The sequence below is a fragment of the Lysinibacillus sp. NPDC097279 genome, from assembly GCF_044761745.1.
Taxonomy (GTDB): Bacteria; Bacillota; Bacilli; order Bacillales_A; family Planococcaceae; genus Lysinibacillus.
Window position 1 is genome coordinate 344,232 of sequence record NZ_JBIWDA010000003.1, and the last position, 12,057, is coordinate 356,288.

The 12,057-nt window shown below is 38.1% G+C and carries 13 protein-coding genes; all 13 read left to right on the plus strand.

The genetic code is table 11. From position 1 onward, the window contains the following. Positions 1 to 3: 3 nt before the first annotated feature. The 13 genes from ACIQ1H_RS15315 (at position 4) to ACIQ1H_RS15375 (ending at position 11,796) form a co-directional block, all read left to right on the plus strand. A complete protein-coding gene (locus tag ACIQ1H_RS15315; RefSeq protein ID WP_402889863.1) occupies positions 4 to 798 on the plus strand; it encodes an ABC transporter ATP-binding protein in 795 nt (264 codons plus the stop codon). Positions 799 to 831: 33 nt separating this feature from the next. After that, a complete protein-coding gene (locus ACIQ1H_RS15320) occupies positions 832 to 1,884 on the plus strand; it encodes a FecCD family ABC transporter permease (protein ID WP_402889864.1) in 1,053 nt (350 codons plus the stop codon). After that, positions 1,881 to 2,915 (plus strand): FecCD family ABC transporter permease, encoded by a 1,035-nt coding sequence (locus ACIQ1H_RS15325; protein WP_402889865.1) that lies wholly within the window; start codon positions 1,881 to 1,883, stop codon positions 2,913 to 2,915. Before ACIQ1H_RS15320 ends, ACIQ1H_RS15325 begins: the two co-directional genes overlap by 4 nt. A 95-nt stretch (positions 2,916 to 3,010) precedes the next feature. Continuing rightward, positions 3,011 to 4,060 (plus strand): NAD(P)/FAD-dependent oxidoreductase, encoded by a 1,050-nt coding sequence (locus ACIQ1H_RS15330; RefSeq protein ID WP_402889867.1) that lies wholly within the window; start codon positions 3,011 to 3,013, stop codon positions 4,058 to 4,060. Positions 4,061 to 4,232: 172 nt separating this feature from the next. Beyond that, positions 4,233 to 4,436, plus strand: coding sequence for a 50S ribosomal protein L31 (rpmE, locus tag ACIQ1H_RS15335; RefSeq protein WP_004269457.1), 204 nt, complete (start codon positions 4,233 to 4,235; stop codon positions 4,434 to 4,436). A gap of 288 nt (positions 4,437 to 4,724) precedes the next feature. Then, positions 4,725 to 5,297 carry a thymidine kinase gene (locus ACIQ1H_RS15340; protein ID WP_139860591.1) on the plus strand — a complete coding sequence of 191 codons (573 nt, stop codon included), beginning with the start codon at positions 4,725 to 4,727 and terminating at the stop codon, positions 5,295 to 5,297. Positions 5,298 to 5,552: 255 nt separating this feature from the next. Then, positions 5,553 to 6,629, plus strand: a complete 1,077-nt coding sequence (gene prfA / locus ACIQ1H_RS15345; protein WP_173478622.1) for a peptide chain release factor 1 — start codon at positions 5,553 to 5,555, stop codon at positions 6,627 to 6,629. Then, entirely contained in the window at positions 6,616 to 7,476 is an 861-nt protein-coding gene (gene prmC, locus ACIQ1H_RS15350; protein ID WP_337982100.1) for a peptide chain release factor N(5)-glutamine methyltransferase, read from the plus strand. The genes prfA and prmC overlap by 14 nt, the downstream gene beginning before the upstream one ends. 44 nt (positions 7,477 to 7,520) lie before the next feature. Continuing rightward, positions 7,521 to 8,102, plus strand: a complete 582-nt coding sequence (locus ACIQ1H_RS15355) for a stage II sporulation protein R (protein ID WP_402889870.1) — start codon at positions 7,521 to 7,523, stop codon at positions 8,100 to 8,102. A 100-nt stretch (positions 8,103 to 8,202) separates the two neighbouring features. Then, entirely contained in the window at positions 8,203 to 9,237 is a 1,035-nt protein-coding gene (locus ACIQ1H_RS15360; RefSeq protein WP_402889872.1) for an L-threonylcarbamoyladenylate synthase, read from the plus strand. 311 nt (positions 9,238 to 9,548) lie between these two features. Beyond that, complete coding sequence (locus ACIQ1H_RS15365) at positions 9,549 to 10,046, plus strand: manganese efflux pump MntP (protein WP_173478616.1); 498 nt, start codon at positions 9,549 to 9,551, stop codon at positions 10,044 to 10,046. A gap of 17 nt (positions 10,047 to 10,063) precedes the next feature. After that, positions 10,064 to 10,504, plus strand: a complete 441-nt coding sequence (locus ACIQ1H_RS15370; RefSeq protein WP_402889874.1) for a low molecular weight protein arginine phosphatase — start codon at positions 10,064 to 10,066, stop codon at positions 10,502 to 10,504. Between the two features lie 8 nt (positions 10,505 to 10,512). Beyond that, positions 10,513 to 11,796, plus strand: coding sequence for a methyl-accepting chemotaxis protein (locus ACIQ1H_RS15375; RefSeq protein ID WP_337982097.1), 1,284 nt, complete (start codon positions 10,513 to 10,515; stop codon positions 11,794 to 11,796). The last annotated feature ends 261 nt before the right edge of the window (positions 11,797 to 12,057 follow it).

A 12,057-nucleotide genomic window follows, 5' to 3' on the forward strand; every position in this document is an offset into this window, starting at 1 on the left:
TGTATGTCAGTATTGGAGATCGAACATGTGGCAATTGGTTACTCCTCGATGCTTATTGTGGATGATTTCAGTGTGGCCATTCCAAAAGGACAAATCTCAACAATAATTGGCCCAAATGGCTGTGGAAAATCTACTTTATTAAAGGCTATTGCGCGTGTATTACGAACACAAAACGGTACTGTCTTTTTGGACGGTAAAGCCATTCATCAATTAAAGACAAAAGAAGTGGCAAAAAAGATGGCAATTTTACCTCAAACAGCAACAGCTCCTGGGGGATTAACTGTTTTTGAATTAATATCATATGGCCGTTTCCCTCATCAAGGAGGGTTTGGTACATTGCGTAAGGAAGACTACGAATATATTCATTGGGCCATTGATGTTACAGGACTGAGAGAGTTTTGTGATCGGCCAATAGAAGCATTGTCAGGTGGTCAGCGCCAAAGAGTTTGGATTGCCATGGCATTAGCCCAAGGTACGGATATTTTAGTATTGGACGAACCAACTACCTATTTAGATTTAGCACATCAGTTAGATATTTTATTATTGCTTGAAAAACTAAATCGGGAAGAGGGACGGACAATTATTATGGTATTGCATGATTTAAACCATGCGTCTCGTTTTTCTCATTTTATGATGGCGATGCGTGACGGGAAATTAATCGTAAGTGGCAGCCCTCAAGAAGTGATGACAAAGGAGAATTTACAAACTGTGTTCAATATCAATGCAGAAATGGCTGTTTGTCCATATAGTAAAAATCCAATTTGTCTATCGTATCAGCTATACAACATGAAAGATTAAGCGGAGCATTGGAAGTTAAGAGGAGGAAGTAGAATGACTGCGTCGACAGGAGTAGAAGGGCTCAGTGATATAGCTGAGCTACAAAAACAATCTCACCCAATACGCGGAATAGTAGCTTTAGTTTTAGGAGTTATTGGATTAGTATTTGCCATTGGCTTAGCCATCTCTTTAGGGGCTGCAGATATTTCATTAAGTACTGTTTGGACGGCAATTACGCAATTTTCACCAGAATTAACAACACATCAAATTATTCATGATATTCGTTTGCCACGAGTACTTGGAGCAGCGTTAGTAGGTGCAAGCTTTGCAGTTGCTGGTGCAATCATGCAAGGTATGACACGCAACCCTTTAGCGGACTCAGGGTTATTAGGATTGAATTCTGGAGCGGCATTTATGCTTGCTGTCTGCTTTGCCTTTTTTCCTGGCATGCCCTATATGTATTTAATTTTATGGTCGTTTGTAGGTGCAGGTCTCGGCGTTGCGATAGTCTATGGTGTTGGCTCATTGTCTAAAGGCGGCTTAACACCTATGCGTCTCGTTCTTGCTGGCGCTGCTGTAAGTGCTTTACTTGGTGCGTTAGGTGAAGGCATTGCACTTTATTACCGCATTGGACAAGACTTAGCATTTTGGTATGCGGGTGGAGTATCTGGTACGATGTGGAGTCATCTTCGAATTTTATCGCCCTGGATATTGGTCGCGATGATTGGTGCGCTTATGCTATCCCGCTCAATTACAATGCTAAGCTTAGGTGAAGAAATAGCAATTGGGCTTGGTCAACGAACGGTTGTCGTAAAAGTGTGGGGGATGGTGATTGTTTTAATTTTAGCAGGGGCAGCAGTTTCAGTTGTAGGCGCTGTTGGTTTTGTAGGATTAATTGTTCCCCATTTTACGAGATACATAGTTGGACATGATTATCGATGGATCATCGCCTGTTCATTAGTATATGGAGCATTACTTGTTGTACTTGCTGATTTAGTAGCGCGTACTATTAATCCACCATACGAAACGCCGATTGGTGCATTAATTGCTTTAATTGGGGTTCCATTCTTTCTTTATTTAGCCCGAAAAGGAGGAAAGGAACTGTGAGTAACGACTTTTTAACACAGAATCAACAAAATGTAAGAAGGAAAAACTTCCTTATAATAGCTACACTAATCGTTTTAATAGTAGTTACCTTTGTAATGAGCATGAACACGGGTGTAATTAAACTGACACCAATGGAAGTAATACGTACGCTTTTTGGACAAGGTGATGCGCAACAGCAATTAATATTATTTCAATTTAGGCTTCCTAGAATTGTCATTGGGGTTTTAGTAGGGATGGGCTTAGCAATAGCAGGAGCTGTTTTACAGGGCATCTCAAAAAATGCATTAGCAGATCCAGGTATTTTAGGTATTAATGCAGGAGCTGGTTTAGCTGTAATGCTTTATATTTCGTTTTTCCCAACGACTAAATCAGTACCCGTCTATTTGCTACCAGTACTAGCCTTTGTAGGGGCAGGGTTAACAGCCGTTATAATTTATACTTTGTCTTATAAGCGCCATGAAGGAATAACACCAATGCGTTTAATTTTAACGGGTGTTGCGGTGGCAGCTGGCATTAGTTCAGCAATGATTGTGTTAACACTTCGCCTTACTCCTGAAAATTATCAATTTGTAGCTACGTGGCTTGCAGGTAGTATTTGGGGTTCAAATTGGAGGTTTGTCCTAGCCTTATTACCATGGTTATTAATTTTGCTCCCATTTATTTACATGAAATCGCGAGTGTTAAACATACTCAATCTAGGAGAAGTAACATCGATTGGATTAGGTGCCTCTATTGAAAAGGAACGTCGTTGGCTATTAGCCGCATCAGTTGGATTAGCTGGAGCTAGTGTTTCTGTTAGCGGTGGGATTGGCTTTGTTGGATTAATTGCACCACATCTAGCTCGTCAACTTGTAGGAGCAAACCATCAATTTTTGCTTCCGACTTCAGCACTTTTAGGTGGCTTTTTAGTGTTATTAGCTGATACGGTAGGGCGCTCAATTTTAGAGCCTTCTGAAATACCAGCAGGAATTGTCGTAGCAGTTTTTGGGGCACCATATTTTTTATTTTTATTAGCTCGATTAAAGGAATAAAATAGATTCCGCATATTTTTAATTGAGAATGAATATCATTACCTTTGGGAACAATAGAAAAGGCAAACGTTATAAGTAGAAAAGGGGAGAAAGATATGCCAGAAGAATTGTATGATGTAACGATTGTTGGGGGTGGACCAGCAGGATTATATACAGCTTTTTATAGCGGGATGCGCGATTTAAAAACAAAAATTATAGAATTTAGCTCACAGTTGGGTGGTCGCATGCTTATTTATCCTGAAAAAATGATTTGGGATGTCGGTGGCGTAAAGCCTATTTTAGGTGGCGAGTTGATTCAGCAGCTTATACAACAGGCAAAAACGTTTGATCCAACAATTGTTTTAAATCAAAAGATAGAAAAATTAGAAAAGCTCAGTGATGGGACATTTATTTTAACATCCGCAACAGGCGAAAAACATTATTCCAAAGCAATCATTTTAGCGGTCGGTTATGGTGTACTGTCAATGCAAAAGCTTGAAATTGAAGGTGCAGACCGCTATGAAGTAACGAATTTACATTATACTGTGCAAGAATTAGAGATTTTCCGCAATAAACATATCCTGATTTCAGGTGGCGGCAATTCAGCTGTCGATTGGGCGAATGAACTAGAATCTATTGCTGCTAGTGTAACAATTGTCCATCGTCGTGATGAATTTGGTGGTCATGAAAAAAATGTTTTACGTATGCGAGAATCCTCTATCAATGTAAAAACACCATATGAAGTGGTGCAATTACATAGTGATGGTGATGTCATACAGTATGTGTCCATTGTCAATAAAGAAACAGATGAAATGGAACGCGTGCAAGTAGATGCGGTTGTGGTGAATCATGGTTTAAAATGTGATTATGGTGCACTTGAGGAATGGGGATTAGAAATTCAAGATGGTGTGGCGATCGTCAATGAGAAACGTGAAACGAATATAGAAGGCATCTATGGTGCAGGTGATTTTATTGATCATCCTAGTAAAGTACGATTAATTGCTGGCGCGTTTACGGATGGTATTTTAGCGTTAAATAGTGCAAAATTATTTTTAGAGCCAGATGCTCCAAAAGTGGCGTATGTATCTTCGCATAATATTCGATTTAAAGAGCTTAATAAACAAATAGGATTAGTAGATAACGATTATCGCGAAGTGCGTGGTTAAATATTGTAATAATCGTTTTTTTAATATCTTTTGCTTGAAAAAAATAAAATAACTATGCTATACTTCAAAAGTATGCAACGTGTACATATGTAGCCGACATATTCGGGCTATGTAAGGTGCAGTTCGATAATACTCTGTTCCAGATGGTTCAGGGCGAGAGGAGAAAACGAATATGAAACAAGGAATTCATCCAGACTACAAAGAAGCAACAGTAACTTGCTCTTGTGGTAACACTTTCAAAACTGGTTCAGTGAAAGAAAACATCGTTGTCGAGTTCTGCAACGAATGTCACCCATTCTACACTGGCCGTCAAAAATTCGCGTCTGCTGATGGTCGCGTGGATCGTTTCAACAAAAAATACGGTCTTAAAAACTAATGTTAGTTTAATACCTGCCAAGCATGTGCTTGGCAGGTATTTTTTTCAGTATAAAAATGTGCATACGTTCATTTGCGTCTTGACGTATTTGGATTTTCCACAGCGTTGCACGTACGTCCAATAAAACAAAGACCGGATTTTGAAATGTGCTTAAGCTAGCGCAAATCCATTCGATACTGACAGTAGGTTCGGTATAAAAAATTAACACTATGGTGCAAGCATTTAAGCTAATTGCTAAAATAATTCCTTTCAAAATCCATAATTGAAAATAGAGAGGGAGAAAATACTATGGCACAGCTATACTATAAACATGGCGCGATGAATAGTGGTAAATCAATTGAAATTTTAAAAGTTGCACATAACTATGAAGAACAGCAAAAGCCTGTCATGATGTTTACATCTGGGCTCGATACGCGAGATGAGGTAGGTTTTGTTTCAAGTCGAGTAGGTTTACGACAAGAAGCTATTCCAATTTATGAGGATACAAATATTTTTGAGCTTGTAAAAAACAATGTTGTAAAACCATACTGTGTTCTTGTAGATGAAGTGCAGTTTTTAAAAAAGGCACATGTGCTACAATTAGCTAATATTGTCGACGAACTAGACATCCCTGTTATGGGCTTTGGCCTGAAGAATGATTTTCAAAATGAATTATTTGAAGGTAGTCAGTACATGCTTACATATGCAGATAAAATTGAAGAAATGAAAACGATTTGCTGGTTCTGTCATAAAAAAGCAACAATGAACTTGCGTGTCGATGAAAATGGCAAACCTGTTTATACAGGTGACCAAATAAAAATTGGTGGTAACGATGCTTACTATCCTGTTTGCCGTAAATGCCACGCACATCCACCGCTTTAAAATACCTTTAATCGGAAGAAAGCTTAATGATTTTAAGCAGTTAACCGAAGAAAATGTAGCATACATGCTGAATTTTCCTTATACTAAGTAGTGGAAATAATGCATGACTGACTACTACGCCTAAACAAATTTTCGTCACACTCTATTGTAGGCGGAATGTTTAAAACGAATAGAGTAAAAAATACGTCTCGCTATCTTTAATGGAGGCGGATTCCTACTGGATATAGATAAATGAACTAAATAGAGGTGAAGCCCATGTTTGATAGACTACAAGCAGTAGAAGATCGTTATGAAAGGCTAAATGAGCTTTTAAGTGATCCGGATATTGTAAACGACAGTAAAAAATTACGTGAATATTCAAAGGAACAATCGGATATTCAGGAAACAGTTGATGCTTATCGTGAATATAAAAGCGTGAAAGAGCAACTAGTTGATACTCGTGAAATGTTAGATAACGAAAAAGATCCTGATATGCATGAAATGGTAAAGGAAGAATTCAACTCGTTAAAAGAACAGCAAGAAGAGCTAGAAGAGCGTCTACGCGTATTGTTAATTCCAAAAGACCCGAATGACAATAAAAACGTAATTATGGAAATTCGTGGAGCAGCTGGCGGTGATGAGGCGAATATTTTCGCAGGAGATTTATTCCGCATGTATTCACGTTATGCTGAGACGCAAGGCTGGAAAATTGACATTATGGAAGCAACGCCAAACCCAATGGGCGGCTATAAAGAAGTCATTTTTATGATCAATGGGCAAGGCGCATATTCGAAATTCAAATTTGAAAATGGTGCACACCGTGTACAACGTGTACCAGCAACAGAATCACAAGGCCGTATTCATACTTCGACAGCGACTGTTGCATGCTTACCTGAAGTTGAAGAGGTAGATGTTGAAATCCATGAAAAGGATATTCGTGTAGATACGTTTGCTTCATCTGGCGCAGGTGGGCAATCGGTAAATACAACGATGTCTGCTGTACGTATGACCCACTTACCAACAGGTGTTGTTGTATCGATGCAGGATGAACGTTCACAAATTAAAAACCGTGAAAAAGCGATGAAAATTCTTCGTGCACGTGTAGCTGATAAGTATTTGCAGGAAGCACAAAAAGAAATCGACGCAACACGTAAATCTGCAGTAGGCTCAGGCGATCGCTCAGAGCGTATTCGCACATACAATTATCCACAAAACCGCGTTACAGACCATCGTATTGGCTTAACGATTCAAAAGCTTGATCAAATCGTCGAAGGAAGACTGGACGAAATCATTGATACGCTTATCTTAGAAGAGCAAGCATCCAAGCTAGAGCGACTAAATGATGACCTATAAAAATGTGATGGAGGCCCTTGATTGGGCTTCTTCTTTTTTAGTGGATAATGGACGTGAAGAAACCGCGGGGCGTATTGTAATGCAACATATATTGGGGACAACATATTCGGGTGTTATGCTCCATTTACAAGATTCGTTAACGGCTGAGCAAAGTGAACAGTTTCAAAAGTTGATTGAAGAGCATGTTAGTGGGCGACCTGTACAATATTGTATCGGTAGTGAAGAATTTTATGGACGGACTTTTCTTGTGGATGAATCGGTGCTTATACCGAGACCAGAAACAGAGGAATTAGTATTAGCAACGAACAATCGTATCGATCAATTATTTCAAAAGAAATCATTAAAGCTAGCAGATATCGGGACAGGTAGTGGAGCTATTGCCATTTCTATGAAGCTAGAATGTCCAGAGCTAACAGTAGTGGCAACTGATTTATCAACAGCAGCATTAGCTACTGCACAAAAAAATGCACAAATACTTGAGGCAGATATTGATTTTCGTCTAGGCGATTTAACGGCACCTCTTATCGGAGAGACGTTTGATATTGTTTTATCTAATCCTCCGTATATAGCATTTGAAGAAGCGAAGGACATGTCTAGCATCGTACTGGAGCATGAGCCACATAGCGCCCTTTTTGCAGAAGAGGATGGACTTATTTTATATCGAAAATTAGCACAACAACTCCCAGCTCTAATGAATAAGCCAGCTTTAATCGGTCTTGAAATTGGTTATACACAAGGAGAGCAGGTAGCGAAATTTTTTAAAGAAAGCTTTCCGCAAGCCACTGTTACCGTTGAAAAAGATATTAATGGAAAACCGCGCATGGTTTTTTGTGAAATTGATGTATAAAGTTTCTCCTTCTTGACAACAATGTTGAGCAAGGAGGGATTTTTATGTTAAACGAATACAAGATTGTTAGATTTTCAAAATTAAATATTTTGCTAGCTTTTGCTAGACTAGTAATTATGGCGATAGCTTTACAACTATGTATTTTATATATTCCATCATTAATAGGTTCTGCAAAGGAAGCTACGAATAGTGAACAAGAAAACGATTTTCGTATAAGAGTGATAGCAAATAGCAATACAACTGATGATCAGCTAGAAAAAGAGCAACTTGTCAAAGATTTAAAACCTTATTTAATGCAACTAGGATCAACTACAAATGTGGATAATGATAATTTTGTTACATTAAAAGAGAGTATTGAGGCAGAATTAAAAGAAAATTATCCACAATTGCGTACACAAGTGTTACTTGGGGATAACTTATTTCCACCGAAGAGACAAGATGCAATGTTTTATCCACAAAATATGTACCATTCAATCGTCGTAAAAATAGGCGATGCACGTGGTGATAACTGGTGGTGTAGCATTTTCCCGTCTATTTGTGAACCAGAAAAAGAGGAAGAAAAGGCAGAGGAAAAAGAACAAGTAACATTCTTTATTTGGGAATGGATAAAAGGATTTTTCGAATAATTGTGCACAAATTCAGATAACTTATACACAATTATTGATAAGTTATAAACAAAATGTGGATAATTCAGAAAAAAACAACGATTGAAAGAAGGTTTTTCATATGGAAACCGTGTGTAAGATTGTGGATAGTAATGTGAATAGTCAAATAACTTATGCACAAGCTGTGGATATCTTGAATGCTGGGGAGGTCGTGGCATTTCCAACAGAAACGGTTTATGGTTTAGGTGCAGTCGCTACAAATGATGATGCAGTCAGAAAGATATTTAAGGCAAAAGGGCGTCCTTCAGATAATCCACTTATTGTCCACATAGGAACGAAAGAGGAAGTTTCTCTTTATATCGAACATATTTCTGAGCTAGCAAAAAAATGTATGGATGCATTTTGGCCAGGACCGCTTACACTTGTTATGCCAGTTAAGCCAAATGTTTTGGCAGAGAGTGTGACAGCTGGATTAAAGACAGTCGGCATTCGTATGCCGAATCATCCAGTCGCATTAGCATTATTACAGCAAATTCAAAAACCACTTGCTGCTCCAAGTGCGAATCGTAGCGGGAAACCTAGCCCGACAGAAGCGATTCATGTAAAAGATGATTTAGATGGGTACATACCGTATATTTTAGATGGAGGTCCTACAGGAATTGGCTTTGAATCGACTGTGTTAGATGTTACACATGAACCACCAGTTATATTACGTCCAGGTGGTATTACAAAAGAAATGTTAGAGGCCGTAATAGGTCCAGTTATTCAACCGACTAAAATAGAGCAGACAATGGAAGAGACACCAAAAGCGCCAGGCATGAAATATACACATTATGCGCCGAATGCACCCGTATACTTAATCGATTGTGATGAAGAAAAAGTACAGCAAGCTATACAACAACTTCACGCGCAGCATCATAAAGTAGCACTTCTAGCACCAGGGAGCTTTAAACATCTTCAAGCAAATTATTACTTTTCAATTGGCGAAGCGGGAAGTAAAGAAGAGATGGGCGCAGCACTCTATCATGCGTTGCGAGCTTGTGATAAAACAGAAGCGACTGTTATTTTAGTGACGACGACATCTACTGAAGGTGTAGGCGCAGCTATTATGAACAGACTAGAAAAAGCTGCTGGTGGCAAATGGTTTTCACTATAATTAGTGGATCTATCAGCGATTTTGCACTAGGTATCGGCGATTTCAGTGCTCTTATCGGCGTTTCGAGAACTTCTATCGGCGATTCTCCCAAGTTTCCCGGCGAATTAATAAGACTATAATCAAAAAACTCATCTATATAAGATGGGTTTTTTTATATGAGTGCCAGGCACACAAACAATTCACAAACAATTCTCTATTAATCATTTAAAAATAGGATTTTATAGTATGGAAAATGTCTTATCGTTCATTATGATAATAATGTATTTCCATGCATAAAATGATAAAATATTAGGAAGCGAAGGAGTGCATTCTTGCAGGGTATTCTTGCAGGTATTTTAACGTCTGTCGATGTCGTCGGTTTATTTGTATTAATTCCAAATGTAAAATATCGATTTTTTTTGGCCATGTGGACAGCAACGTTACATATGCTTTTTCCACTACTCGGCTTTGAATTAGGAAATTACTTAGTGCGGTTTTTATTAGAGTGGGGCCAATGGATTTCGTGTATTTTATTATTTAGCATTGGATTACATTTGCTTTTGTTTTCCAGTAAAAATGAGAAAATAACCATTTCACCAGTTTTATTAGCTGTGACTGCTAGCCTAGATACCTTTTCAGTAAGTGTTTCTTTTGGTATGCTTAACTTAGAAAAAACAATTTTTATTATTAGTGCTGGATTGAGTGCTTTTCTTTGTGCATATGGGGCTTTAGTTATAGCGCGCAGAAGTCAGGTTATCTTGGGGAACAAAATTCAAATTATTGCAGGGATTGTTTTTATCATTATGAGTATTTTAGCGCTCCGAAAATAATAAGGAAGGTGATAAGTGTGAATATATTATTTGTTTGTACCGGAAATACTTGTCGCAGTCCGATGGCAGAAGCTATTTTAAAGCAGAAACAAATCGACAATGTTCAGGTTCGTTCTGCTGGGATTTATGCAATGCCGAACGCTGAAATGTCAGCACATGCGCAGCAAGTTTTAAATGAAGCGAATATGGCACATCAACATGCAGCTACACAATTATCGATGGCTGAAATAGAGTGGGCCGATTTGATTTTAACAATGACAACAGCGCATAGAGATACGATTATCGCTAACTATCCAAACAAAGAAGAAAAAGTTTTTACATTGAAAGAATATGTGTATGAAGGAAGTTTAGAAAATGTTGTTGACCCTTACGGCGGTAATAAAGCCATATATGAAGAAACATTTACAGAACTAGAGAAATTAGTAGAACAGTTAGTTAAAATACTTGAGAAGAATTGAGGGGCACTATGAAAAAACAGTTTGGCTTACGACTTAAATTAGTATTATTTGTAAGTATTCTAGCACTGATCACTTATAGTATCAGCTTTATATTCATTGAATTTATACAACCTACTTTTTTCCCAGAGATTAATCGTAAGCTATTTGAAGTGATTACTTATTTATTAGGGATTATTTGGTCAGGTATTTTAGCTGCAATTTTCAGTGTTATTTTAATCAAGCCTTTACAGCGTCTTGAATATTCTGCTACACGCGTTGCAGAAGGAAAAATTGGACAGGATGTAGTGATGCCAAAAACGAACGATGAGATTCGTTCAGTGGCAATAGCATTCCAACAAATGGTGTTAAATTTACGCCATATGGTGGAAAGTATTGATCAAAACTTCCAACAAACAAATCAATCAATTATTAAGCTATCCGATGAAACCGCTGTAGCGACAAAGAAAGCTGATGGTATTGCGGTGACAGTAAAACATATTTCCGCAGGAGCAGAAGCATCAGCTACAGCAGTGCAAGATACAGCAGAAGCGATTGAAGATGTGCGCACATTAGCAACAGAAGTAAATACGAGAGCAGAACAGTCTGCAACACAATCGAAAGAGATCTTACATAATTTAACTAATACAACAAAAGCGATTGAAACGTTAGTTAACAGCATTCAACAAATTGCGGCTGGCAACAATGAAGCACTAGAAAGTATTCGTACATTAGAAGATAATGCTGGACAAGTTGAACGTATCATTAGTTTAGTAGGCGATATTGCAGCACAAACAAATTTACTCGCATTAAATGCATCCATTGAAGCAGCACGTGCAGGGGAGCATGGCAAAGGCTTTGCTGTTGTGGCAGAAGAAGTTCGTGGTTTGGCCGATGAAAGTGCAAAAGCTGTTCAAGGAATTACGACTCTTATTCAATCAATGCAACATAATGTTGAAGTGGTTGTGAAACAAATGAATCAACAGGTAGCATTTGCAACGAAAGAGGCCGCACGTGTTTCTGAAACAACGACTGCGGTTGAAGGGATGTCATCAAGCGTCCATGAAATGGCAACAGCAATCGTAGAGATTTCTTCATTAATTGAAAAACAGATGCACAATATTGAAACAACTGCTCGACAATCTCAGGAAGTAGCAGCAATTGCTCAAGAAACATCAGCAGGTGCACAGGAAGTAAGCAGTGCAACTGAAGAGCAAGCACATGCAATTGAACAAGTAGAACAACTTGCGCAAGATTTGAAAAAACAATCCGAAGCATTGCATAAAATGATTCTACAATTCGATAGAGAAGCGTAGTAAAAAAGCATTCAATAGTATAGGCAAATGAAAGACTGTGGACAGGCTCAAAAAAAACGAGCTTATCCACAGTTTTTTTTATTGATAAACTAATTATGCGTTGTGAGGGGATAAGACAGTTATTAACAGGTACAATTGAAAAAATATTGAAATAGTATGTCCACTGTAGTTGAAAAGGTAGAAAAACTTCAGAAGAGGGAATATTACAACAAAAGACCATTACCCGAATTTATTAACAGGATATTCACATTATCCACAGGA